The 24,878-nt window shown below is 60.9% G+C and carries 20 protein-coding genes and 1 pseudogene; 16 read left to right on the top strand and 5 right to left on the bottom strand.

Features of this window, described 5'->3' with window-relative positions; translation table 11 throughout:
- The 4 genes from U9R81_RS02240 to U9R81_RS02225 all read left to right on the top strand — a co-directional run.
- Positions 1–1,210 (top strand): DUF3656 domain-containing U32 family peptidase (locus tag U9R81_RS02240; protein ID WP_322493907.1); only part of this gene is annotated, 1,210 nt, incomplete at its 5' end.
- Between the two features lie 11 nt (positions 1,211–1,221).
- Positions 1,222–2,298: a leucyl aminopeptidase gene (locus tag U9R81_RS02235; protein ID WP_322493906.1), complete on the top strand. Its 1,077-nt coding sequence runs from the start codon at positions 1,222–1,224 to the stop codon at positions 2,296–2,298.
- A 36-nt stretch (positions 2,299–2,334) separates the two neighbouring features.
- Positions 2,335–2,553, top strand: coding sequence for a nucleotidyltransferase domain-containing protein (locus U9R81_RS02230; RefSeq protein WP_322493905.1), 219 nt, complete (start codon positions 2,335–2,337; stop codon positions 2,551–2,553).
- 181 nt (positions 2,554–2,734) lie between these two features.
- Positions 2,735–3,067, top strand: coding sequence for a HEPN domain-containing protein (locus U9R81_RS02225; protein ID WP_322493904.1), 333 nt, complete (start codon positions 2,735–2,737; stop codon positions 3,065–3,067).
- Between the two features lie 573 nt (positions 3,068–3,640).
- Here the strand turns inward: U9R81_RS02225 and hutH are convergent.
- The 5 genes from hutH to U9R81_RS02200 form a co-directional block, all read right to left on the bottom strand.
- Positions 3,641–5,194, bottom strand: coding sequence for a histidine ammonia-lyase (gene hutH / locus U9R81_RS02220; protein WP_322493903.1), 1,554 nt, complete (start codon positions 5,192–5,194; stop codon positions 3,641–3,643).
- A gap of 211 nt (positions 5,195–5,405) precedes the next feature.
- Complete coding sequence (hutI, locus tag U9R81_RS02215; protein ID WP_322493902.1) at positions 5,406–6,692, bottom strand: imidazolonepropionase; 1,287 nt, start codon at positions 6,690–6,692, stop codon at positions 5,406–5,408.
- A gap of 32 nt (positions 6,693–6,724) precedes the next feature.
- The gene (hutU, locus tag U9R81_RS02210; RefSeq protein WP_322493901.1) at positions 6,725–8,377 is read right to left on the bottom strand and encodes a urocanate hydratase; all 1,653 of its coding nucleotides are present in this window, start codon (positions 8,375–8,377) and stop codon (positions 6,725–6,727) included.
- A gap of 96 nt (positions 8,378–8,473) precedes the next feature.
- Positions 8,474–9,199: an MBL fold metallo-hydrolase gene (locus tag U9R81_RS02205; RefSeq protein ID WP_322493900.1), complete on the bottom strand. Its 726-nt coding sequence runs from the start codon at positions 9,197–9,199 to the stop codon at positions 8,474–8,476.
- Between the two features lie 746 nt (positions 9,200–9,945).
- Positions 9,946–11,199 (bottom strand): hypothetical protein, encoded by a 1,254-nt coding sequence (locus tag U9R81_RS02200; protein WP_322493899.1) that lies wholly within the window; start codon positions 11,197–11,199, stop codon positions 9,946–9,948.
- A gap of 128 nt (positions 11,200–11,327) precedes the next feature.
- On the opposite strand from U9R81_RS02200, the gene U9R81_RS02195 reads away from it, so the two are divergent.
- From U9R81_RS02195 to U9R81_RS02140, 12 genes and pseudogenes are all read left to right on the top strand, one after another.
- Positions 11,328–12,515 carry a THUMP-like domain-containing protein gene (locus tag U9R81_RS02195; protein WP_322493898.1) on the top strand — a complete coding sequence of 396 codons (1,188 nt, stop codon included), beginning with the start codon at positions 11,328–11,330 and terminating at the stop codon, positions 12,513–12,515.
- 594 nt (positions 12,516–13,109) lie between these two features.
- Positions 13,110–14,327, top strand: coding sequence for an MFS transporter (locus U9R81_RS02190; protein WP_322493897.1), 1,218 nt, complete (start codon positions 13,110–13,112; stop codon positions 14,325–14,327).
- A 93-nt stretch (positions 14,328–14,420) separates the two neighbouring features.
- Positions 14,421–15,344: a branched-chain amino acid transaminase gene (locus U9R81_RS02185; RefSeq protein ID WP_322493896.1), complete on the top strand. Its 924-nt coding sequence runs from the start codon at positions 14,421–14,423 to the stop codon at positions 15,342–15,344.
- Positions 15,345–15,528: 184 nt separating this feature from the next.
- Positions 15,529–15,774, top strand: a complete 246-nt coding sequence (locus U9R81_RS02180) for a hypothetical protein (RefSeq protein WP_322493895.1) — start codon at positions 15,529–15,531, stop codon at positions 15,772–15,774.
- Positions 15,771–16,556 (top strand): annotated as a pseudogene (locus U9R81_RS02175) (histidine kinase N-terminal 7TM domain-containing protein). The gene U9R81_RS02180 and the pseudogene U9R81_RS02175 overlap by 4 nt, the downstream one beginning before the upstream one ends.
- 24 nt (positions 16,557–16,580) lie before the next feature.
- On the top strand, positions 16,581–17,114 hold the full coding sequence (locus U9R81_RS02170; protein WP_322493894.1) for a GGDEF domain-containing protein: 534 nt from the start codon (positions 16,581–16,583) through the stop codon (positions 17,112–17,114).
- 149 nt (positions 17,115–17,263) lie between these two features.
- Positions 17,264–17,659, top strand: coding sequence for an isoamylase early set domain-containing protein (locus U9R81_RS02165; protein ID WP_322493893.1), 396 nt, complete (start codon positions 17,264–17,266; stop codon positions 17,657–17,659).
- A 112-nt stretch (positions 17,660–17,771) separates the two neighbouring features.
- Positions 17,772–19,313 carry a glutamine-hydrolyzing GMP synthase gene (gene guaA / locus U9R81_RS02160; protein WP_322493892.1) on the top strand — a complete coding sequence of 514 codons (1,542 nt, stop codon included), beginning with the start codon at positions 17,772–17,774 and terminating at the stop codon, positions 19,311–19,313.
- Between the two features lie 35 nt (positions 19,314–19,348).
- Entirely contained in the window at positions 19,349–20,041 is a 693-nt protein-coding gene (cmk, locus tag U9R81_RS02155; protein WP_322493891.1) for a (d)CMP kinase, read from the top strand.
- Between the two features lie 39 nt (positions 20,042–20,080).
- Entirely contained in the window at positions 20,081–21,772 is a 1,692-nt protein-coding gene (locus U9R81_RS02150) for a PH domain-containing protein (RefSeq protein WP_322493890.1), read from the top strand.
- Entirely contained in the window at positions 21,769–23,640 is a 1,872-nt protein-coding gene (locus U9R81_RS02145; protein ID WP_322493889.1) for a hypothetical protein, read from the top strand. The genes U9R81_RS02150 and U9R81_RS02145 overlap by 4 nt, the downstream gene beginning before the upstream one ends.
- A 16-nt stretch (positions 23,641–23,656) precedes the next feature.
- Complete coding sequence (locus tag U9R81_RS02140) at positions 23,657–24,604, top strand: ABC transporter ATP-binding protein (protein ID WP_322493888.1); 948 nt, start codon at positions 23,657–23,659, stop codon at positions 24,602–24,604.
- Positions 24,605–24,878: the final 274 nt, after the last annotated feature.

Genomic DNA, 24,878 nt, shown 5'->3' with positions numbered 1-24,878 from the left:
CGCGCCGCTCAAACTGCGCTGGACGCTGGTTGACCGGCCAGACCTCACTGTTGTGGTGCAGAGTGCGGAACCGCTGACGACCGCCCAAAACCGCCCGCTCGATGAAGCGACGCTGCGCGACCAGTTGGGCCGCTTGGGTGACACGTCCTACCAGTTAGCCGAACTGGCTGCCGTGATCGAGGGCAACCCGTTCGCGCCGGTTTCGCTGCTCAACCAGTTGCGCCGGCAAGCTACCGCCGCCCTCGCCGAACTGCAAGGCCAACCGACAGCCATCACCATCCACGACCCGATGCGCGCGCTCGCCGAGTTGCTGGCCGCCGTGGCGCCGGCAGCGCCTCCGGACATTACTCACCTCCATCTGCTCATCCGCTCGCCTGACCAGCTCGCAGCGGCAATTGCGCTGCAGCCAGCCAGCATTACGCTCGACTACCTCGATTTGGAAGGGCTGAAGCCGGCGCTGGCGCAAGTGCGCGCCGCCGGCATCGCCGCTCGCATCGCCGCGCCGCGTGTGCTCAAGCCGGAAGACGAGCGGGTGGTGCGCTTCTTGCGCAAACTCGACGCGCCGCTCTTGGTGCGCTCGACCGGTCTGCTCGAAATGTTGCGCGACGATCCGGCAGTGGAGTTGACCGGCGATTTCAGTCTGAATGCAGCGAACATTCTCACCACCGATTTGCTGTTAGGACTAGGCTTGCAACGGCTCACCCTGACACACGATCTCAACGCCGACCAGATCGCGCATCTGGCCGAGCGGATCGGCGGCAGCCGGTTGGAAGCGATCGCCTACCACCACCTGCCCGTCTTCCATACCGAACACTGCGTCTTCTGCCGCTTCTTGTCGAACGGCGCCAGCTACAAAGATTGTGGCCGCCCGTGCGAACGGCACCGGGTGGCGTTGCGCGACTCCCATGGCCGCGCCCACCCGGTGATCGCCGACGTCGGCTGCCGCAATACCGTGTTCGGTGCTGAAGCGCAAGAGGCGAGCAAATACCTCGACCGCTGGCGCGCCGCCGGCATTGCCCATTACCGGCTCGAATTCGTGCATGAATCGGCAGCGCAGATCACCGCTGTCACCGAAGCGTTCCGCGCCTATCTCAACCAGCAGATCGACGCCGCCGAATTAGGCCGGCGCTGGCGGCAGAGCGCGCCGCAAGGCGTCACCGAAGGCAGCTTCTTTGTGCCGGCGAATTACCAGTACATTCCGTTGATGTAAGGAGATCAGCCATGGCCGAGAGTTTGTGGAATCAACTGGCAGCGCGGCTAGTTGATGCGCTCGGTGCGCAGCGCGGCGAATTAGTCGAGGTGCGCGATGAGGCGGGCAATCAACGCCTGCTGCACGCCGTCTTGCTCGCCTTGGAAAGCATCGGCGCTGAGCCGCTGGTCGCTATTCTGCCGGCGCAGCATGTCGAACGGTTGCTGGCGACAACCTCGCCAGATATCCTCGCTAGCCGCGACCGGCGGCGGATGGAGTGGCTACAGCAGGTAGATCGCTCGCTGGCGTTGATCGGCGCGCAACCCGATCTGCGCCGCGCGCCGGAAGCAGCTTTGCGCGCGTTTACGACTACGTACAACCAGCTCGAAGTGATCCGGCGCGAACGCCGCATCCCGCAGGTGATCGCCGCCATTCCGACCATCGGCAAAGCGGCCCAGCTCGGCCTCAGCCACGAAGACTTGGAACCACGTGTGATGCCGGCGCTGCTGGTTGATCCGGCAGTGTTGGTTGCGGCCAGCGAGCGGGTGCAGAGCGCGCTAGCGACGGCCAAGACCATCACCATCACTAGCGGGCTAGGGTACGAGCTACGCGTGCAGCATGGCGAGCGGCCATGGCTGCGCGATGCGGGCCGGCTGGAAACGACCGGCGGAACTGCGGGAGCGATTGTGAGCAACGTGCCGGCTGGCTTGCTCTACACCACGATCGTTGAGGAGAGCGCCGAGGGCGATCTCTTCCTGCCGGTGGCCGGCCCAGCGCGTGCCGCCCATCTCCAATTTCACAATGGCCGCCTTACCCGCATCGAAGCGGCCAGCGGCGGCGAACAGCTCGCTGCGCTCTTTGCCCAACACAGCGGTGAGTCGGGCCGGATCGGCGCGATCGGGATCGGGATCAACCCGCACTTGCGCCAGCCGATTGGCTGGCCGCTGGTTGACCGGCACATTCAGGGGGCGATCCGCGTCTCGTTGGGTGAAAACCGGTATCTCGGCGGGGTGAATGTTTCGTCGCTCGCGATTGACTTCACCACCACCGCCGCCAGTCTGCGCGCCGATGATCGGGTAATTGTGAACGGGGGCCGGTTGGTGGTATGATCGAGTTAGGCAAGGCTACGTTTCAACCCGAATGCTATGAGCAATCCGCCGGTTGATCTTGATCGTATGCTGCATGATCTCGTGCAGCAGATTGTTGCCATCGTCCACCCGCGCCGCATCATCCTGTTTGGATCGGCGGCGCGCGGCCAAATGCATGCCGGCAGTGATGTTGATATCCTCATCGTTATGCCTGATGGCGTCCATCGCCGGCAGACAGCGCAACCTCTGTACCGAGATTTACAGCTTTTGGCATAGCGAAAGATCTCATTGTTGTTACTGAGAGTGACATCGAACGCTACGGCGATAACCCATCACTCGTGTTGTATCCGGCGCTGCGTGAAGGGAAAGAACTCTATGCCGCCAAGGGATAGCCCTATTCCCGGTGAACCCGCAGAGTGGCTGCGCCGCGCGCGATCCGAGTCTAGCTATTGCGAGCATGACGCTGCCTCCAGACGGCGTTTACGAAGATTTATGTTTTCATGCTCGACAAGCGGCGGAGAAAGCGATTAAAGCTGTCTACCAACCTTACCGCTGGCATTTTCAGTACACTCACGATATCAAAGAGTTATTAGCCGGCTTGCACCGCAACGGTCTTGCGATACCGCCAGAGGTATACGAAGCAGCGACGCTGACTATTTTTGCGCATCAAGCTCGCTACCCCAGCGTAGCAGAGCCGGTGACCGAGCAAGAGCATGCGGCTGCGGTTGCGCTTGCCCGGTATGTGGTTGAATGGGCGAGCCAATGTATTGCAGGATCGGCGCCGGCTTGATAGCTCGTTTAGCTACCCGTTCTCTTTCAGCAGCACGCTGGGCTTATACAAGGCAGCCGTCGTAGCAAGACAGCTGCCGTCTCGTCACCATCAGCGCACGATACAAGCCCCAACGCTCACCTGCCCTGCTGCGCGGGCTAATGTCTTCACCCCCTCCCGCTTCTCCCACCGCGCGGCGGGAGGGGGGAGCCGCTGGGTAGCGATCAAGGCATGGCGGTTATGATGCGTGCCCTCATGTCATTGCGAGGGCGCGTAGGGGCAGCGCAGCGCGCTGCCCGCGCGCCCGAAGCAATCCCCTGCTTCAGCGGGAACGATGCCGGCACGGACTGAATAGGCCTCCCCGCTCCTGCGTTCGTGGGAGGGGCTGAAGATGCGAGTACACCGGCGCTTCCCAAAGTCATCAACTACATCTGTGCGTATGCGTTCTGTCCGCCCTGCTAACCGCCGGTGTGGCGCAAGAGCGCGGTCAATGGCGTTGAATTCGGTTCCAGAAGGGATCGGAGGGAGGAGTGCGGCAGTTGAACTGCCACACTCCAAACCGCATCTCCCTGCAAGTTGCAAGTCGTTATTTGCTCACCCGCCCTGCTGCGCAGCAGCCACGATCCGGCCCTGCGCGACCAGTTCGCTGATGGCGGTGATGTAGGGATGCAGCAGCGTATCCGCGGCAACAAACGGCACGTGGCGGCGGATCAGCTCGTAGACCGGGCCGGTGCCGCGCCCCAGCCGGGCTTGCGTCCCCAGCTCTTGGCGGCGAAAGTCGATGCCTTGCGCCGCGGCAAACAGCTCCAGCGCCAAAATCTGGCTGACATTATCGAGAATCGCGCGCAGTTTGAGGCCGGCGGTCAGGCCCATGCTGACGTGATCTTCGACGTTGGCCGAGGTAGGAATGCTATCAACGCTGGCCGGATGGGCCAGTACTTTGTTTTCGGTCGCCAGCGCCGCCGCCGTATACTGCACGATCATAAAGCCAGAATTGAGACCGCCGGCGCGGGTGAGAAAAGCCGGCAAGACATGCGTATTCGAGGCTTCGTCGGTCAGCCGCATCAGCCGCCGTTCGGCGATATTGCCCAACTCGGCGACTGCCAACCCCAAATAATCGAGTGCAATTGCTAGCGGCTCGCCATGAAAATTCCCGCCGGAGATCACCTCAACCGTACCATCATCGTCCACAAAGAGCAACGGATTATCAGTGACGGCGTTCAATTCGATCTCAAACACCCACCGCGCATAAGCGATCGCGTCGCGTATCGCGCCATGCACCTGTGGAATGCAGCGCAAGGTGTAGGCGTCTTGCACGTGGCGCGGGTCGTTATTGCGGACAAATTCGCTGCCGGCCAGCAACTGGCGCAAGTGCGCCGCGCACTCGATCTGGCGGGGGAACGGACGCAACGCATGCAGACGCTCATCAAAAGCCGCCGGCGTGCCGTAGAGCGCTTCAAGGCTGAGACAGCTAGCAATATCGGCAGTGGCATTGAGCAACTCGGCGCGCGCAGTTTCGAGCACGCCGAGCGCGCACATTACTGCGGTACCGTTCGTCAAGGCCAAACCCTCTTTGGCCGCCAGTGTGAGCGGCTGCCAACCGAGCCGTTTGAGCGCAGCGGCGGCTGGCATCACCTCACCCTGCCATTCAACCTCGCCCAACCCAATCAGCGGCAGCGCCATGTGAGCCAACGGCGCTAAATCACCGCTCGCGCCGAGCGAGCCTTTACTGGGGATACGAGGATGCAGCCCGACGTTGAGCAGATCGATCAAGCGTTCGAGCGTCTCTAGGCGGACACCCGAATGGCCGCGGGCGAGGGTGTTAGCCCGGATCAGCATAATGGCGCGGGTGGTCGGAATATCGAAGACCGGCCCCACCCCCACCGCGTGGCTCACCAGAATGTTGTACTGCAACTGCTCAACCTGCTCAGGCGCAATCACCCGATCCTTAAACGCGCCGAAGCCAGTGGTAATGCCATACGCCACCACCCCACGCGCCAGCAGGTCTTGCACCGCCTGCGCCGCCCGTTCCACCCGTTCACGGGCAGATGGCGCCAAGCGCACCGCCGGCGCGCCGGGTTGGCCATAGGCCACTGCCACTACCTGTTCGATCGTCAGGCTGGCGCCGTCGAGAAGAATGTCGTTCATAACACCTCGGTCGTTCATACAAACACTTGGGAGCGCGGGCCGCATGATTCATCGTGGCCCTCACCCCCAGCCCCTCTCCCACTGGCGCAGGAGAGGGGAGTCTTATTCAGTTTGTTCCAGCATCCTTCCCGCTGAAGCGGGAGATTGCTGCGGGCGCGACGCGCCCTCGCAATGACATGCCTGCCCGCCAATCATTGCGCGCGGCAGCAGATTACTCACTCTCCCCGACCACGACCTGCCCGCGCTTGATCACTCGCTCAACCGGTGACCCGCCCAATTCGTACATCAACCAGCGATAATCCGCTTCGGCCAGCACCAAGAGATCGGCCTGCATACCCGGCATGATTGCGCCAACCCGCCCGCCCAAGCCGATCGCATGCGCGGCGTTGACTGTCGTCGCTAGCAATGCCTCGGCGGGGAGCATGCGCATGTAGCGGCAGGCGATCGCCATCGTCAACGGCAATGACAGCGACGGCGCCGAACCGGGGTTGGCGTCGGTGCTGAGCGCCACGGCGACGCCGGCGTCGATCATCTGGCGGGCAGCGGCAAAGTGGCTCAGGCCGAGGTTGAGCGAGACCAACGGCAACAAGACGCCGACCGTAGCGCTCGCGGCTAACGCCGGGAACATCACCGAACTTGTTACGTCAAGATGATCAACCGAGGTTGCGCCAAGTTCGAGCGCCATTGCCAACCCACCCAACTCGACGAACTCGTCAACGTGCGCCTTGAGCAGAAATCCGAGCGCCTGCGCCGCGGCCAACACCCGCCGGCTTTGGGCCACATCGAACGCGCCGCGCTCGCAGAAGACATCGGCGAAGAGCGGGATACCGCGGGTGGCAAACGATGAAACGCGATACCAGTCGCGGGCGAGGGGCAACATCTCTTCAATCACGAGATCGACATAGGCACCCGCTCGTCCGGCAAACTCCGGCGGCACCGCGTGAGCCGGCAAGAAGGTCGGCACGAGTTCGACCGGTTGGGCAACGGCTAGCAACGCGATCGCCGCCAACTGGCGCAGCTCGGCATCGCGTGCGAGACCATAGCCGGTTTTGACTTCGGCGGTCGTGGTACCGAGGCGCATCATCTGATTCAGGCGGGGTAGCGTCGCCTCAACCAACTCGGCGGTCGTGGCGGCGCGGGTGAGGCGCATCGTGCGCAGAATCCCGCCGCCAGCAGCCATAATCTCTTGGTAGGTCGCGCCAGCGCAGCGTTGTTCAAACTCGGCCACCCGATCGCCAGCATAGACGATATGGGTATGGCAATCGACCAGACCGGGGCAGACGGCGCGGTCACGAGCATTGATCTCACGGGCCGGATGAAACCGGCGGCGCAGTTCGGCGCTCGACCCCACGGCAATAATCGTCGTGCCGCGGATCGCCACTGCGCCATCATTGATAATGCCGAGCTCGCGCATAGCCACACCCCGGCGTGGGCCGGGAGAGCCGGCGCAGGTAACAACCTGCGCGGCGGAATGGATGAGCAGGTCGCAGGGTTCCATGATGTTCCTCAAAAAAGCGGGCGCCACATCGACTATGGCGCGAGCATCGGCATATCAATCCCATGACGGCGGGCGAAGGCAATCGCTTCCGGATAGCCGGCGTCGGCGTGGCGCACCACCCCCATGCCGGGATCGGTCGTCAACACCCGCTCGATCCGGCAGGCCGCTGCGGGCGTGCCGTCGGCCACAATCACCTGCCCGGCGTGGATGCTGTAGCCAATCCCCACCCCGCCGCCGTGATGGATGCTAACCCACGTTGCCCCGCCAACCGCGTTGATCAATGCGTTGAGCAACGGCCAATCGGCGATCGCATCGGAACCGTCGCGCATACCTTCGGTTTCGCGGTTGGGACTCGCCACCGAGCCGGCATCGAGATGGTCGCGCCCGATCACAATCGGCGCTTTCACGGCGCCGCTGGCAACCAGATCGTTAAGCAGCAAACCAGCTTTAGCCCGCTCGCCATAACCGAGCCAGCAGATCCGTGCAGGCAGGCCCTGAAACGCCACGTAGTCGCGGGCCAGCCGCAACCAGCGGCCAAGATGCTCGTCGTGGGGAAATAACTCACTGATTGCGCGGTCGGTCACGTAGATATCTTCGGGGTCGCCAGAGAGAGCCACCCAGCGGAACGGCCCCTTCCCTTCACAGAAGAGCGGGCGAATGTAGGCCGGCACGAAACCGGGATAGCTAAAGGCATCGCTCACGCCGGCATCAAAGGCGCGCTGGCGCAGATTATTGCCGTAATCAAACACAATGCAACCGCGCCGCTGCCATTCAAGCAACACGCGCACGTGCTCGGCCATCGAAGCCATAGCGCGGCGGTCGTATTCGGCGGGATCGCGTTCGCGCAATGCGGCAGCCTTGGCCAGCGACAAGCCGGCGGGAATATAGCCATAACGCACATCGTGAGCGCTGGTCTGGTCGGTCGCCACATCGGGGGTGACACCCCGGCGGAGCATGTCGGGCAACACCTCGCTGGCGTTGCCGATCAGCGCAATTGAGAGCGGCTTACCGGCAGCGCGGGCCTCTTCGGCCCACGTCATCGCCTCTTCGAGATCATCGCTCAGCCGATCAACCTGCCGCAAACGCAGCCGGCGCTCAGCTCGCCAGCGATCGATCTCAACGGCAATCAATACGCCTTCATTCAGCGTCACCGCCAGCGGTTGCGCGCCACCCATCTCGCCCAAGCCAGCCGTCACCACCAGCTTGCCGCGCAGCGTCCCCCAACCTGCCGAGCGAGCCAGCGCGCCGAAGGTCTCGTAGGTGCCTTGCAAAATGCCCTGCGTACCGATATAGATCCAACTCCCCGCCGTCATCTGGCCATACATTGTCAGCCCAGCTGCCTCCCAGCGATCGAAATTGGCCTGCGTCGCCCATGCCGGCACCAGATTAGAATTGGCCAGCAACACCCGCGGCGCATCGGGGTGGGTGCGAAACACAGCGACCGGCTTGCCCGACTGCACGAGCAGCGTCTCGTCGGGTTTGAGCCGGCGCAACGTAGCGAGGATGGCGTCAAAGCATTCCCAATTGCGGGCCGCGCGCCCGCGCCCGCCATAGACGATCAAGTTATCAGGGTCAAACGCTACATCGGGGTCGAGGTTATTCTGGATCATACGGTACGCCGCCTCGATCTGCCAATTAGCGCAGGTCAAGGTCGTACCGCGTGGCGCGCGGATGGTGCGAGTCATAACGTACCTCCTTGTACGGTGATGGCATGCGTTGCCGGTATGGCGCTATGGTACCGTGAAATGAGGCGTGAGGCAAGCGGGCGCCACGACGCTCAGTTATCCCGCTTGCACCGCCGCATAACGATGAAAGACGGTTGCCGCATTCTCGCTCAGGGCCGGGCCATGACCAAAGCAGAGGGTCGTAAACTGGCAGCGATCGAGCCGGGCTAGACTGTGGGCCGCCGCCGTTTTATCTTCGAGTACGATCGGTGACTGCAAGCCCTTGCCGCGATACATCACCGCATCGGCGGCGAAGAGCACCTGCTGCGCCGGCCAGCGCAACCCGATCTGTCCGGCGCTATGGCCGGGAATGTGGATCACTTCGAGACCGCCAGCGACTGGAATCACCGCGCCATCGGTGGCGAGGCGATCAACGCGAGCCGGCGTGATCTTGGCTGGCATCAGCAACTTACCCACGCCAAACGCCAGCCGGTTAAACCAACCATCGGCGCTATGCGCGGTTGGCCGAAGCGCCTGCCCTTGCCCGACCTGCTCAGCATCGAGCGGGTGCATCCACACCGCTGCGCCAGTGCGCGCTTGCAACGCCGCAATATTCCCCGCGTGATCAATGTGGTGATGGGTGATAATAATGTGCTGCACATCCTCTGGCTGGCGCCCCAGCGCAGCCAATCCAGCCAACACCCCGGCGCCGCGATCGGGGTAGCCGGTATCGATCAAGGTCACGCCTCCAGCCGTCAACATGAAAAAGACATTGACCGATCCCAGCGGGATTGGCAACGCCAGCTCGTACAATCCGGGCAGAATCAGGCGCGGCGCTGGCATATAGGTTGCTCCTTTTTTTCAATGATGGAGACGGACAGACGTCCGTCGCTACGTCTGACGTTGTGGGGTCGGTGTTGCCCCCACTCCTTGCCCCTCCCCCGCTGGGGGAGGGGTAGCCCTCACCCCCTGCCCCTCTCCCACTGGCGCGGGAGAGGGGAGTACTATTCAGCCGTGCCGGCATCCTTCCCGCTAAAGCAGGAGATTGCTTTGGTCGGGCGGCTCCCAGCCATGCTGGGAGCCGCCCAACCGAAGCAATGACAACAGGAAAGCCCCCCTCACCCCCAGCCCTGTTCCCACGCCAGTGGGAGCGGGGTGCTGCTGTATCGCGCTCTACGACACCGTTCCCGCAAACCGCGCAGCTTCCCCGCCCGCAGCGGTATCGGTCTTGCCCCCACCCCTAACCCCTCCCCCGCTGGGGGAGAGGCGTCCGACCCCTCCCCCCAGCAGAGGCAGGCTGGGCAGGGGGCTACGAGGAGATTGCTGCGGGCGCGCGGGCAGCGCGGCGCGCTGACCCTACGCGCCCTCGCAATGACAACAGGCTCCTAACTATAACAGGACATGACCACACCCGTTCAGCGCCGCGGCAGCCAGCCCGCGCAGCGGGCTTCGTAACCGTAGCCCGGCCCCTGAGGGCCGGGTGATATGGCGCAACGATGCACCGCGTCGCCCTCACCCCTTGCCCCTTCCCCGTTGGGGTCGCTGTTGCGGTTTGTTTTCCATCATGGCGACGGACAGCCGTCCGTCTGTCAATAATTTTCTTGCAGCCACTGCCGCCAGCCGGCATCAAATTCGGCGTAGGTCATGCCAAACGCCTTCTGCAACGCTTTATCGTAAAACTCGATCCCGGTGCCCGGCGTATCGCGCACTGCCGCGGCAAAACGCCAGAAGCCATCAAGCCCGCCTTGCGTCTCAACGATATAGGCCACCAACGAGTAGGCAAACCCATAGGCAAGACTCCGATCAACTTCGAGCGTCGTCATGTGATCCATATCTTGCGGGCGCACGCCGCCGTTCGGATCAACCAGCGGGATGATCCGGCCCATGCGCACCGCCGCGCTCACCGCATTGCGACGCGGATTGTTCGAGACATACTCGGCCAACCCTTCGCTCATCCAGTCGGTGATCCGGTACTCTTGAGCAAAGGCGCGGGTATAGGCCCAGTGGGTCAGCTCATGCACAATCGTGCCGTACAAATCCTCCTCCCAACCGGCCTGCGGATCGTAGAAACCGAAGGCATACGAGAAGGGGGCAAAGATATCGATCCGGTCGTTACGCGGACGCGAACCGGCTGAATACCACGCCAGCGAGTTGGGATTGACCGGCGGCGTAATACCGAAGATCGGGCGTAAATAGACGTTGAACTTGTTTTCAGGTGTGCGGCCAAGAGTATCGATCACCTGCTGGCGCGCCCGCAGCACCATATCCTCGATTACCTCATTCACCTCCGCCGACCATTCGTAGGTATTGAGGGTGAAATACTCGTTGTCAATCTTGATCTTCGCGCCGAGCTGCTCTTCGGTCGGCTCGCTCATCACCCAGCGCCCATCCTCCATCTGGCGGAAGAGAATGTCACGCCGGTAGCCTCCATCATCGATCGCTGCCTGCCAGAAGCCGTGCTCGCGTTGATTAACCGCGAGCACTCTCATGCCGCGAAACCGCGAACCGCTGAAGGACGACTCTTGAAACGTGTTGAAGCGCTCTTCGACTAAGCGCCGGAAGGGGGCGTTAGTCTGGTCAACAACTGACCGGAGCAGTTCAACGTTGTTGGTGTTGTAGGCCTCGACATAGCTATCAAGCGCTTTTTGAATACCTGATGCAACCGCTTCCGGCGTCAATGCACCAGTCACCGGCGTTGGTTCGCTCGGCGCTGGCGCCGGGGTATTGGTGGCCGGCGCTGCCGTAGACGGCGGGGCAACGGTAGCGGTTGGCGATTGGCTGGTTGGAGTGGTACAAGCCGCCAACACAAAAGCAACAAGGATGAGCCAGCTAATCCTGCGCATCACAAAACCTCCCCAGAGAGTATTTGATCTCGCTTGTTCATTGTACTGCGCTTACCGTAGGTTTGGGATATACTACGCAGCGCAACGCGAGAAGTTGCGGGCAAGCAATGCATGAACGCCATCACGCTATGGATCTCGACCTCATCAACTGGCTGCGTTCAGCCGAAGGCGCGGCGCTCTTAGCTGAGCTGGCCGGGCGTAACTTGCGGGAGAGCGATGTCTTGGCCGAACTGAACCGGCTACGCCGCTATCTGCCCGCCGAACGGGCGCGGGCAGCGGTTGAGCAGGCACTGTTGCGGCGCAAGGCAGCGGCGAAGTTTCCCCATGCCGATCGCATGCTCTTTACCCGCGAGGCGCTTGAGCAGGCATCGGCGGCGCCGGTAGCGACCCACCGCGCCACCCGCCTAGCACACGCTGGGTTGGTGGCTGATCTGGGTTGCGGCATTGGCGGCGACACGATTGCACTGGCCGCCACCGGCGCGCAAGTGATGGCCGTTGATCGCGATCCGGCGCGGCTGGCTCTGGCGCAGGCAAACATTGCAGCCCTAGGGCTAAGCGAACGGGTAACGTTCCTTGAACGCGATCTGTTACGTGAACCGCCGCCACCGGCGCCGGCGTTGTTTTGCGATCCGGCCCGCCGCGCCGGCAACCGGCGGGTGTTCAATCCCGAATCGTTCCAGCCGCCGCTCAGTCACGTGCTGGGTTGGCAGCAACAGACTGCGGCGCTAGCGGTGAAACTGGCGCCGGGGATTGATCTGGCTCACCTGCCCGTTGATGCCGAGGTGGAGTTTGTTTCGCTTGATGGCGAACTGAAAGAAGCCGTGCTTTGGTGCGGGCCGTTGGCGACGACCGACCGGCGAGCGACAGTGCTGCGCAGCGATGGCGCAACAGCAACCATGGCTGACGCCGCCGTATCGCCGCCGCCGTTGAGCGCGCCGCTGGCCATCCTCTACGAACCGGACCCGGCGGTGATTCGCGCCGGCTTGGTGGCCGCCTTGGCCGCCGAACTCGGTGCGGCCCAACTCGCGCCCGATATTGCTTACCTCACCGCCCCGGTCTATCGCCCGACGCCATTCGCCCGCGTATGGCCAGTGATCACGTGGCTTCCGTTCCAACTCAAACGGCTACGCGCATTGCTGCGCGACCTCGACGCCGGCCCGGTGACGGTCAAAAAGCGCGGTTCGCCGCTCGATACCGATGCGCTGGCGCGCCAACTGAGCGGGAAGGGCTGGCGGGCGTTGGTGGTGGTGTTGACGCAGATGCCGAGCGGGCCGGTAGCGGTGGTGTGTGCAGAGGGAGTGGGAAGTAGGGAGTAGGGAGGTGTGGATGGTTGTTTTACCGCCGAGGACGCAGAGGGAGAGGCATTCTTTCCGCTGAAGGGGGGATTGCTTCGGTCGGGCGACACCTCGCTAGCGGGTGTCGCCACTCCCTCGCAATGACAAGCGGGCACGCCCCGCCCCCGCTTTCCGCTTGTCATTGCGAGCGTAGCGCAGCGGAGCGAAGCAATCCCCTGCGAGCACGGGAGCGGCACCCTTTCCACCAAAGGAGGAGATTGCTTCGGGGGCTACGCACCCCCTCGCAATGACATGAGTGTGCGTCACCTCCGCGTTGAAGGGATTACACCCACCTCTACTCCTGCCTGCACAGGGGAGGCGCGATGACAAAAACCCCTTTGCGCCCTCTGCGGAGCTAGGCAGCCGTCCGGCGCTACTGCGCCTTTTCGTTAAAAGCCGCGGCGTCTTTAAGTTACTCACCTCTGTTCCCGCGCCCGATGCGGCAATGATACTGCCGCACTCCATACTCAGCCAAACGCAAGAAACGCCACAATCCAACTAACGATTGATCGCAAACCGCAACCGGCTATGGTACTGTAGACCGAGATTCGTTGACGGATCAGAAAGTTAGACGCCATGACCCTCTCGCGCGCCGCCCGTTACCGGGGCTTGATTCTCTTGATCGTCATCAACTTCATGATGTACGCCGGCTTCTTCATGGTCATCCCGCTGGTGTCAGTGTATTACGTGCAAACGCTCGGCTTTGCTGCGGTAACGGTCGGCATAGCACTGGCGTTACGCCAATTGGTGCAGCAGGGGGTCAGCGTTGGCGGCGGCGTGCTCTCGGATCGGTTTGGCGGGCGCGGCTTGATCACTGCCGGCGTCTTGGTGCGCGCCGCCGGTTTTGCCAGCCTTGCATTTGCCACCACGCCACCGCTGCTGTTTTTCGCTATGCTGCTCTCGGCGTTGGGCGGCGCGCTGTTTGAAGCGCCGAGCCGGGCCGGGATCGCTGCCCTCACCACCGAAGATGAGCGGGCGCGGGCCTTTTCGATTAACGGAGTTGGCGGCGGGTTGGGGATGGTGATCGGCCCTTTTGTGGGATCGCTGCTGCTCGATTTCGGCTTCAGCACTGTGGCGCTAGCCGCGGCAGCCTGTTTCGCCCTGATCGGCGCGATTAGTTTGCTCTTGCCCCCGATTGAGACGGCCACCGACCGCAGCCGCCTCGGCTTCGGCTTGGGGCTGGCGTTGTGCGACCGGCCCTTCCTCATTTTCACGGCCCTGCTGATGGGTTTTTGGTTTATGTGGGTGCAACTGACCATCAGCTTGCCACTGGCTGGCGAACGGCTGGCCAACGCCGGCGATGCGGTGCGCTGGATCTACGGCGTCAACGCCGGTATGACGGTGGCGTTGCAACTGCCGGTGATTGGATTTATGGAACGATGGCTACGCCCGCTCAGCATTCTCATCCTTGGCATCGCACTGATGGCGTTGGGGCTGGGCATGGTGGCGCTAGCTGATTCGTTCCCGTTCTTGATCGGCTGCGTTGTGGTCTTTACCATCGGTACGCTGCTCGCAACCCCAGCGCAGCAGAGCGTTACGGCGGCGCTGGCTGACCCGCGTGCGCTCGGTTCATACTTTGGCGTCAACGCGCTGGCCTTGGCCGTCGGCGGCGGTTTGGGCAATTTCAGCGGCGGCTTGCTGGTAGACCTCGCCAATACCCTCCAAGCGCCGGCTCTGCCGTGGATCGCCTTCGCCTACATCGGGTTGGCTAGCGCCATTGGCCTGATGATCCTCGGCAACTACTTGCAACAGCGCCGCGCCACTGCCCATCTGGTTGGGGCGCAACAGCGGTAACAGGGTAGATCCATCCTGCCGCACGGTGCCGTGTAGCGGCGTCGATGTTTTACAATAGCACCACACCTTGCCGGCCTAGAAAGGACAACTATCGTGCCCAATAACCGTTTCGCTTTTTTTAACGGAGAAATCGTGCCAATCGAGCAAGCGCAGGTCAGCGTGATGACTAACGCGCTCAATTATGGCACCGGCTGTTTTGAAGGCATTCGCGGCTACTGGAACCCCGACCGCCAGCAGCTCTACGTCTTTTGCTTGCGCGAACACATGGAGCGGCTGCACCGCTCGGCCCGCATTTTGTTGATGAAATTGCCGTACAGTGTTGATGAACTGTGCCAAATTACCATTGATCTGTTGCGGCGCGAAGAGTTCCGCGAAGATGTCTACATCCGGCCCTTGCTCTACAAGAGCGATCCGGCGATTGCGGTGCAGATGCACAATCTGACTGACAGCTTCACCATGTTCGCCGTTGGCTTCGGCCAATATCTAGCCGGCTCGGCCATCAGAGCATGCATCTCGTCGTGGCGGCGGATCGACGACAACATCATTCCTTCGCGGGCCAAAGCCTGCGGCTCGTACCTCAATTCGGCGCTGGCCAAGAGCGAGGCGCTGCTTAATGGCTATGATGAAGCGATCGTGCTGAGCAACGACGGCCACGTGGCCGAGGCCTCAGCAGCCAACTTGTTCATCGTCCGCAATGGCGTGCTGATCACGCCGCCGACCAGCGGCGACATCCTCGAAGGCATTACCCGGCAGGTGGTGATGGAATTGGCCCGCAACCAGTTGGGCATTCCAGTGCGGGAAGCGCCGATCGACCGCACCGAACTCTACGTCGCCGATGAAGCCTTCTTCTGCGGCACCGGCGCCGAGATCAAACCAATTATCGAGATCGATCGCCGCCCGATTGGCGCTGGCGTGATCGGCCCGATCGGCACAATGCTGGTCAATTTGTACGCCGACGTGGTGCGCGGGCGGATCGGCGCATATCGCCACTGGTGTACGCCGGTGTATCCAGCGTGAGCGAACTCGTACGGAGTGCGGCAGTGAAACTGCCGCATTCACATTTACAGTTCCACCATCCCGCGTGCATCAGTTCACCCCCCACATCCACCCAAGCTGCGGTATGATAGAGGCTACATATCCGACAAGTCACGTTACCTCGGTGCTCCCAATCATTACGTATCCCCTGTAAAGGAGTCAGCCCGTGCTGGAGCGTTCCTTCCTAACAACTGACACCTTAGTTCCCCTAGTGCTCTGGTATGGCACAGCGCTGTTTGTGTTCGGGATGATGTGCCTGATCTTGGCGTTACAGATTTTCCTGTTCCTACGCCAATCGCTAGGAGCGATCGCGCCGGGATTGTTGCTCGTGGCGCTAAGTTGGTGGGACACCACATACGCGTTGTATTGGATTGACGCGCCAGCGCCAATGACCAATTCTGGGTTGATGTGACCTACCTTGGCGTCGTCAGCGCGCCAACCCTCGTCCTCATCTTTGCGATGCAGATCAGCGGCCTGTTCGAGAGCTCGCGGCTGCTGCGCTGGCCCTTCTTGCTCGTCATGGCGATTGAGCCAACCATCACCTTGCTGGCATTATGGACTGACCCGTGGCACAACCGCTTTTTTGCCGGGTTGCGCGCCAATTATTAAGGCGTGATCTTACGCGGCAGCATATTGTTCTGGTGCAATGGCATCTATTCGTACCTGCGCTTATTGCGCAGCATGATCATTCTGGTCGCCGGTTATGCGCGGACCAACGGCATCTTCCGCAAGCAGATTCTGATCGTCTTGCTGAGCTTTACCATCACATGGGCCAACAGCATTATCTTCGTCGCCGGCCTCAATCCGTTGCCGGGAGCCGATAACACGCCGTTTGCCTTCTCAATCGCGAGCATCCTCTTTGCGTATGCCCTCTACTGCTATCGCCTGTTCGATGTTATACCGATAGCGCGCAGTTTGGTAATCGATCAGATGAAAGATGGCGTATTAGTACTTGATGCTTACAACCGGATTGTTGACATCAACCCGGCGGGGAAACGATGGTTGCCGCACGCCGAGATCGGCGCCTCGCTCAACCAACTGCGCGATCAATTACTGATCTCATTGCAACAGCTTCCGCTCGATCACGACCAGCGTCTCGAAATCACCCTTGAACGAACGGGGAGCGGGCTCGACCTGCACGTGACCCAGATTTACGATCGACGCCAGCGGCGGAGCGGACGTTTAATCGTATGACGCGAGATTACCGACTTCAAGCGTTTGCAAGCCCAATTGCAGCATTTTGCCAATTATGACCCTCTCACTGGGGTGTTTAACCGGCGCGAATTTGTTCGTCTCGCCAATAGCGAACTGGCTCGCGCCCAACGCTATGGGCATGATCTGGCGTTGGTTTTGATTGACATTGATCATTTCAAAGCGATCAACGATCAGTTCGGTCACGATACTGGCAACAACGCGTTAGCCTGTTTTGCAGCCAGTTGGATAGCGGAAAAGCGCGCGTCCGACCTCTTCGCCCGCTGGGGCGGCGAAGAGGTCATTTTGCTGTTGCCGGTAACCAATCAGCAGCAAGCCCGCCAATTCGTAGAACGGGTCAGAACCAAGGCGCTTAACACTCCGGTAACCGTCAACAACGAACATCTAGCCATCAAGTTTAGCGCCGGCATCAGTGCATATACTTCCGGCGAGACGCTTGAACAACTGGTGCAACGGGCCGATTTGGCGCTCTATCAGGCCAAGCAGAACGGGCGCAACCAGACTGTCATCGCCGAACTGCCATCGACCGCGAATCATTAAGCGGGCCGGCATTCCTCCGCTTAGCCGGCAAACAATCGTTGGCATTGAATCAGCAATCTTCCCCTCGACTCACCGTGGCTGCTATGCTATAATGGTAAGTAAACTGTGACAATGTTGTCAGACTAAGGGCCCGACAAAGGAGTTTGGCCATGATCACGAAACGTCTCGGCCCTGCCGGAAAAGTGCGCGTTACTTTTTCATTGCCCTCAGCATTGTGGGCCGACACCATTTACCTCGTCGGCGATTTTAACGGTTGGGATCGCCGCGCTACCCCGTTGCGCGCCACTGAACATGGCTGGATGATCACGCTCGACCTCGAAGCCGGTCGCACCTACCAGTACCGCTATTTGATTAATGACAACGAATGGCATAACGACTGGAATGCCGACGGGTATGCGCCAAACCCCTACGGCGGCGATAACTCGGTTGTCGATACAGCCATTTTTGCCGAACTTGCTCAAGAAGGGGCGCGTGCGGTTGGCGAACCAATTACCACCCCCGTCCCCGCGTTCCATTCGCGCCTGCGCCTCGTCTCAACCGGCTAAGACGAAAGTTTGTTATAATGCCGATAGCGACGCGAGAGGGGCGCAGGTTGCTGCGCCCTTTCGCATATTGATGGCTCATCACCAATCACACCCTACCAGCATAAGGTATACCATGACCACACACAGCATACCCGTGCTCGATTTTGGTTCGCAAACGGCGCAATTAATCGTGCGCCGGCTGCGCGAATTGGGTTATTACAGCGAATTGTTGCCGCACGATGCGCCCGAAGCGCAGGTGCGCGCCCTTAACCCGGTTGGGATCGTGCTGAGCGGCGGGCCGGCTAGCGTCTACGAACCGGATGCGCCTACCTTGCCGGCATGGCTGGCTGAAAGCAATCTGCCAGTCTTTGGCATCTGCTACGGCATGCAGTTGATCAGCCACACCCTCGGCGGGGTCGTCAACCGGCCAGCCGGACGCGAGTACGGCCCGGCGATGATTACCGTCACCCAACCGCACCCGCTCTTCGCTGATACTCCCACCGAGCAGCCGGTTTGGATGAGTCACGGCGACCGGATCGAGCAGTTGCCCGCCGGGTTTAACCCGATCGCCGCGAACCCGGCGACGCCATTTGCCGCGATTGCCGATGATCAACGACGCTGGTATGGCGTCCAATTCCATCCTGAAGTGGTGCATACCGTGTACGGGCGGGCGTTGCTGACCAACTTTGCCAAACTGTGCGGCGCCCAACCCGAATGGCAGCCGGGCAGTTTCGTGGCCGAAGCGGTCGAGCGGGTGCGCGAGCAGGTCGGCCCGCACGGGCGCGTGATCTGCGCCCTCTCTGGCGGGGTCGATTCGGCAGTAGCGGCACTGATTATCCATCGCGCGATCGGCGACCGGTTAACCTGCGTGTTCGTGGATAACGGTCTTTTGCGCGCCGGTGAAGCCGGACAGGTGATCAGCACCTTCCGCGAACATTTCCACGTGCCGCTGATCGCGGTCGATGCCCGCGAAGAGTTTCTGGCGGCGCTGGAGGGGGTCGTCGATCCTGAACAAAAGCGCAAGATCATCGGCGAGAAGTTTATCCGCATCTTCGAGCGCGAAGCGCGCGCGCTGGAAGGGGTCGAGTTCCTTGCCCAAGGCACCCTCTACCCCGATGTAATCGAGTCGACCGCGCCTGACCGGCCCAAGGCGGCCAAGATCAAGACCCACCACAATGTCGGCGGGTTGCCCGCTGATATGCAGTTGAAACTGGTCGAACCGCTGCGCTACCTGTTTAAGGACGAAGTGCGTGCCGCTGGCTTACAGCTCGGCCTGCCCGAAGAGTGGGTCTGGCGGCATCCCTTCCCCGGCCCCGGCTTGGCGGTACGGATTATCGGCGCGGTGACGTGGGAGCGGTTGGAGATCTTGCGCCAAGCCGACAAGATTTTCCTCGATGAACTGCGCACGAGCGGCTATTATCGCGCCACCCAGCAAGCGTTCGCCGTGCTGCTGCCGGTGCAGAGCGTCGGCGTCATGGGTGATGGCCGCACCTACGGGGTAACAATTGCGCTGCGGGCCATCACGACCGAAGACTATATGACGGCGGATTGGGCGCGCTTGCCGTACGAACTGCTGGCCCACGTTAGCAGCCGGATCGTCAATGAGGTCGAAGGTGTTAATCGGGTCGTGTACGACATTTCGTCCAAACCGCCGGCAACGATCGAGTGGGAGTAGCCACAAAATCACCGCTGACATGCTACAATGAAGCCATGCGTGTACCACAAACCATCGCAATCGACGGCCCCTCAGCCGCAGGCAAGAGCACGCTCGGCGCATTGTTGGCCAATGCGCTCGGCTATCTGTATTTCGATACCGGCGTGATGTATCGCGCATTGGCATTGGCTGCGCTGCGCGCCGGCACCGACCCTGATGACGAAACGGCGCTGACGGAATTGGCGCACCGGCTGGTCATTGATGTGATCCCGCCAACCGTCGCCGACGGGAGGCAATACACGGTGCTGATTGATGGCGAGGACGTGACGTGGGCGATTCGCACGCCGGAAGTGGAACGGATCGTCTCGCGCGCGGCCCGCTTCCCGGCGGTGCGGCGCGAGATGGTGCGCCAACAACAGATCATTGGCCACCGCGGGCGAGTGGTGATGGTCGGGCGCGACATCGGCACGGTGGTCATGCCCGACGCTGATCTCAAGATTTACCTACAGGCGTCGCTGACCGAACGGGCCCGCCGGCGTTTGGCCGATCTGCGCCGCCGCAATATCGAGCTGCCGCTCGAACAGATTGCCGCGGCCTTGGCCGAACGTGACGCGCTCGATGCTCACGTGTCGCAACCGGCTGCCGATGCGATTGTGTTGGTAAACGATGGGTTATCGCCCGATGAAGAGGTAGCATGGGTGCTGCGCCAGTTTGTGCATGGCGAACAGGCGCTTGAGAGCGGGCATTAAGCACTTGCCCCGCTACGGGTTGCAGAAGGGGAGAGCGCCGTGAAGCTCGGCAATCTCATCGACCAGCTTTTGTACGAAGACGCCGATGCCGCCCTCGATCTGGCGGAAAATGAGCAGATTCTCTACGTGACGGGCCGGCATTGGGTGATCCTCCTGTCACGCCTGATTATCCCGTTGTTGGGAATTAGCTTGTTTGGCGGCATTGCGATCTACCGCGCAATCGGCGGCGGCTTTCTTGTCACTGAAACCGGCGAGCCAACCGGCTTCGACGTCTTCAACATCATTCTGGTCTTGATCCAAGCGGTGTTGATGCTCTTCTGGGTAGCGTTGTGGGTGCGCGGCGGCAAAGACCCCAATCCGGGCCGGGTGCTGCTGGCAGCCAATTTGGCCGTGCTCGCTTTGATCTATTTCCGCTACAACGGCGGACGTATCTTCTTTATCGATCCCGGTCGCTTCTTCGGCCAAGCCTTCGATCCGCTTAACCTGCTGCTGATCGGGTTAGCGACGGTAAGCCTCTTCTCCAGCTTCTTCGTCATCTACGACTGGCTCAACGACGAGCTGATTCTCACCAACCGCCGCGTAGTCTATGATAACGATCAGGTCTTCATCCCCAAATTGCTCGAACAGCGCTTCCAGCAGCAGATTTTCATCGAGGAAATCCAAGATGTGCAGGCGGCGACCAAGACCTACCCGCAACACTGGCTCAAATATGGCACGATCGAAGTGAAATCGGCCCGGATTGGCGGCAATATCGTGTTTCACGGCGCGCGCAATCCGAAAGAGATGCAGCGCCGGATTATGGCGCAGGTGAATGAAAACCGGCGCAAACGGAACGAAGCCGATTTAGAGAAGATGATCGAAACGCGGGTGTATAACGAACCACCGCCCAAGGTGATGCGTCCGCTACCGGAAATGCGGCCAATTTTGGAATGGTTGAGCTGGCTCTTGCCGCCAAACCCGGAAGTGCAAGCCGAAAAAGAGACGATCATCTGGCGCCAGCATTGGCTGTTTTTGTTGCAAGGCATCTTTCCGCCATTGGTAATGCTCTTGATTGGCTGGATCCTGATCGTGTTGCTAGGGAGCTGGGGGTTATTGCCGCCAGTGTGGCTGACGGTGCTGAGTATTGCCCTCGTGATCGCATTTCTGGCATGGTCGGTGTGGGAAGTGGAAGATTATCGCAACGATATGTACATTCTCACCCCCACCAACATCATCGACGTAGAGAAGAAACCAATCGGCCCGGAAGATCGGCGCGCCGCCAGTCTCGGCGCAATCACGAACGTCTCATTTGAGACGACCTTTATCAGCAATCTGCTCGGCTATGGCAACGTGGTGGTTGAGACGGCAGGCAGCGGTGGTAAATTTACCTTTACGCATGTGCCTAACCCACGTGATGTCGTCACCAAGATTAACGATTACTACGTGATGTTCAAGCGCGCTGAAAAAGAGCGCTCGCTGAATGATATGCTCGAACTGTTGCGACACTATCATCTGGCCCAACAACGGCACAATGAAATCCTCCCTGCACGTCCCAATGGCGCCACGCATATTGAACCAGCGCCAGACGCTACAACTAGATTACTCTTACCAGCGGGCAATGAGACAGCGCCCGCTTCTGCCGGCCAATCGCCAACCGCAACAGTTGAACTGCTCCCACCACAAGGAAATGGGACGCCACCAAGCCACGACGATCAGCAACCGCGCGCTACCGAGGAGCAGAAGTCTGCATGATCCGGCATCTTCTTTTGATCCTGCTGTTGGCGCTGTCGGTAGCGCCGTTCCCTGTCGCTGCCCAATCGCCATCACCGATTACCATCTCGCTGAAGGCCGGTATTGATGGTGAGGGTTCCTTCCGCACCGACCAATGGTTTCCGGTACAGGTCACACTCGCCAATGACGGGCCTGATCGCCGGGTAACGCTTGAATGGCGCGATCTGAACAATGCCGTAATGAGCCAACGGTATGCGATTGACCTGCCCGGCGGCGCGCGCAAGCAGATCACCTTCCCGGTGATGCAGTCGGGCCGATCGGCCCAGCTCATCGCGACCGCCGATGGGGAAGAGATCTTACGCCAGCGGATCAATCTCAATCAACTGAGCAACGATCTGCTGACGATCGGGTTGCTCAGCGCCGACCCGGCTGTGCTGAGCAGTCTTGCGATCGCCGATTTCGGCGCGGGCGAGCGCGCAGTGATCTTGCCGCTCAATCCAGCCGTGCTGGCTGATGATCCGCTCTTGCTTCGCTCGTTCGACGCAATTGCGGTGCGTGAATTGACCACTGATTTACGACCAGCCCAACGTGACGCCATTCTCCTCTGGGTGCAACAAGGAGGCACGTTGCTAATCGGCGGCGGCGCCAGTGGCGAGACGGCGATCCGCGCGTTCACCGATGTCTTGCCGGTCACAGTAGGGCCGCTGCGCCGCGATGTGCCGGCCAACGAATTAGAACGGCTGGCGAAGCTGAGCGGGCTCAGCAATTTTGTGCCTTCACTAACCGCTCATACGGTGACGCTCCGGCCCAATGCGCAGGCGCTGACCAACGATGGCTTGATCAGCCAAATGACAATCGGCGCCGGTAAGATCATCTTCGCCGCGTTCGATCTCGCCGCACTACGGGCATGGCCGGGAGAGAGCAACTTGTGGGCAACGGTGCTCAACCTGCAACCACGGCTCGACATCGGCGCTAACTTCCGCTTTGGCTTTAATGATCTGTTGCAAAGCAGCTTAAACACCAGCCTCTTCCCGCTCCCTTCCACTATGGCATTGCTGGCCTTGATCGGCGTGTATATCATCGTGATCGGGCCAGTCAACTTCCTCGCCCTACGCCGGCTGCACCGGTTAGAATGGGCTTGGGTGACAACGCCGCTCCTTGTTGTCATCTTTCTGGCTGGGTCGTACGGGATGAGTTTTGCGCTGCGCGGCACGCAAACCCAAGTGCTGCAATTGACGATCGTGCAAAACGCCGCTAACGGCGGCGAGGCGATGACCACGACCTTTGCCGGCATCTTTGCGCCGCAACGGCAAAGCTATACCCTGAGCTTTGCCGATTCAGCCCTCGTCGCGCCGTTGCAGATGGACGAGCGACTCGTGATCGAACATAGCGATGCCGGGCTCGCTATGCCCGACCTCTTGCTGGATGCGGCGGCCTTCCGCACCTTGATCGTCGAACAGATCACAACCAGTCCCGTGCAAATCCGCCATCAAATCGGGCTGAATGGCCAACGCTGGAGCGGAACCCTCGCCAACGCCAGCTCCATTCCCTTGCGAGATGCGATGGTGGTATACCAGAACGACATGCAATGGATCGGCTCGCTGACGCCCGGCGCTGAAGTCCCGATCGATCTGAGTATTGACAGTGATAACTTTCTGCGCGATTTCATGCCCACCGAGCAAGGCAGTCTGTTTAGCCGCACCTTTGTGCTGGAAAACTTGTTTTGGTACGTGTCAAATCGCTTCGATCCGTTCATGAACGGCCCGGCGCTGCTTGGCAATGACATTTACTTGATCGGGTGGAGCGATCAGGCGGCGCCGGTGGTGCAGATCAATGGCGCACCAGCGGCCGCCAGCGGCGAAACGTTGTATATCATTGCGCTGCGTTAGCGCATTGGAATCGCTTATGACCGCTATCGTCGAAACGAAAAATCTGACCCGCTACTACGGCGAGCATCTGGCCCTCAACCATTTGAACTTGCAGATCCCGGCGGGAGCCGTGTACGGGTTTATTGGCCCGAATGGCGCCGGCAAGACGACCACCATGCGGATTTTGACGACCCTGCTGCGCCCATCAGGCGGTGAAGCATGGGTGGCGGGGTTGTCGGTCACGCATCAACGCGCCGAGGTGCGGCGCGCAGTCGGGTTTATGCCCGACTCGTTCGGCTTCTACAACAACATGACCGCCGCCGAGTACCTCGACTTCTTTGCCGCCGCTTACCATGTGCCGCCGGCCCGCCGGCCCGCCCTGATCAACGATCTGCTGGCGCTGGTTGATCTCGGCCACAAACGGGATAGTGATGTGATGTCACTGTCGCGCGGCATGAAACAGCGGCTCAGTCTGGCCCGCACACTTATCCACGACCCGCAACTGCTGATTTTAGATGAACCGGCCAGCGGGCTCGACCCGCGCGCGCGGGTGGAATTGCGCGAACTGTTGCGCGAGTTGCGCCGGTTGGGCAAGACGATTATGATCAGCTCGCACATCCTCACCGAGCTGGCCGAGATGTGTACCCATATCGGCATTATCGAGCGCGGTACGCTGCTGGCATCGGGTGATGTCGAAACGATTATGCGTTCGTTGCGCCCGCACCGCACCTTTGTGGCGCATGTGATCAGCGATGCACAGACAGCGGCTGAGGTAGCCGCTGCCGCCGAACATGTGCTGGCAGTGCGGGTGCTCAACGACGATGGCCCGCCACGGATTGAGGTGGACATTGACGGCGATGATCATGCGGTCAGCGCGCTGCTGGCCCGGCTGGTGGGCCATCAGGTCGAGATTGTCCATTTTGCTGCCCAAACCAGCAATCTGGAAGAGATCTTCCTCAAAGTGACCGAGGGAGTGGTGGGGTGAGAGCAATCACCTCACCGCAGAGGGCGCCAAGGGTAAACGCAAAGACGCAGAGGACGCAACGTGCGCAAAGAGTCAAACGCCAAGGCGCAGAGAACGCAACGTGCGCAGAGGAATGGGGAAGCATGGCTCCAACCTTCGCATCCTTGATACCCTCGGCGGTAAGCTTGTTATTTCCCTACCTTAAGTAGGGCCGGACTACGCTTACAAAGCCCGTTGCACGGGCTGCTGGCCCGCCTCCCCTGCCCCTGCTCCCACCTGACGGCGGGAGCAGGGG

The organism is Chloroflexus sp. (genome assembly GCF_034435895.1).
Classification (GTDB): Bacteria; Chloroflexota; Chloroflexia; order Chloroflexales; family Chloroflexaceae; genus Chloroflexus.
This window is presented reverse-complemented; position numbering and strand designations above follow the sequence as displayed.

Excerpts from the sequence above, each read along its gene's own strand:
- U9R81_RS02235 (WP_322493906.1), top strand. The coding sequence starts at position 1,222 with ATGGCCGAGAGTTTGTGGAATCAACTGGCAGCGCGGCTAGTTGATGCG.
- U9R81_RS02230 (WP_322493905.1), top strand. The coding sequence starts at position 2,335 with ATGAGCAATCCGCCGGTTGATCTTGATCGTATGCTGCATGATCTCGTG.
- U9R81_RS02225 (WP_322493904.1), top strand. The coding sequence starts at position 2,735 with ATGACGCTGCCTCCAGACGGCGTTTACGAAGATTTATGTTTTCATGCT.
- hutH (WP_322493903.1), bottom strand. The coding sequence starts at position 5,194 with ATGAACGACATTCTTCTCGACGGCGCCAGCCTGACGATCGAACAGGTA.
- hutI (WP_322493902.1), bottom strand. The coding sequence starts at position 6,692 with ATGGAACCCTGCGACCTGCTCATCCATTCCGCCGCGCAGGTTGTTACC.
- hutU (WP_322493901.1), bottom strand. The coding sequence starts at position 8,377 with ATGACTCGCACCATCCGCGCGCCACGCGGTACGACCTTGACCTGCGCT.
- U9R81_RS02205 (WP_322493900.1), bottom strand. The coding sequence starts at position 9,199 with ATGCCAGCGCCGCGCCTGATTCTGCCCGGATTGTACGAGCTGGCGTTG.
- U9R81_RS02200 (WP_322493899.1), bottom strand. The coding sequence starts at position 11,199 with ATGCGCAGGATTAGCTGGCTCATCCTTGTTGCTTTTGTGTTGGCGGCT.
- U9R81_RS02195 (WP_322493898.1), top strand. The coding sequence starts at position 11,328 with ATGGATCTCGACCTCATCAACTGGCTGCGTTCAGCCGAAGGCGCGGCG.
- U9R81_RS02190 (WP_322493897.1), top strand. The coding sequence starts at position 13,110 with ATGACCCTCTCGCGCGCCGCCCGTTACCGGGGCTTGATTCTCTTGATC.
- U9R81_RS02165 (WP_322493893.1), top strand. The coding sequence starts at position 17,264 with ATGATCACGAAACGTCTCGGCCCTGCCGGAAAAGTGCGCGTTACTTTT.
- guaA (WP_322493892.1), top strand. The coding sequence starts at position 17,772 with ATGACCACACACAGCATACCCGTGCTCGATTTTGGTTCGCAAACGGCG.
- cmk (WP_322493891.1), top strand. The coding sequence starts at position 19,349 with ATGCGTGTACCACAAACCATCGCAATCGACGGCCCCTCAGCCGCAGGC.
- U9R81_RS02145 (WP_322493889.1), top strand. The coding sequence starts at position 21,769 with ATGATCCGGCATCTTCTTTTGATCCTGCTGTTGGCGCTGTCGGTAGCG.
- U9R81_RS02140 (WP_322493888.1), top strand. The coding sequence starts at position 23,657 with ATGACCGCTATCGTCGAAACGAAAAATCTGACCCGCTACTACGGCGAG.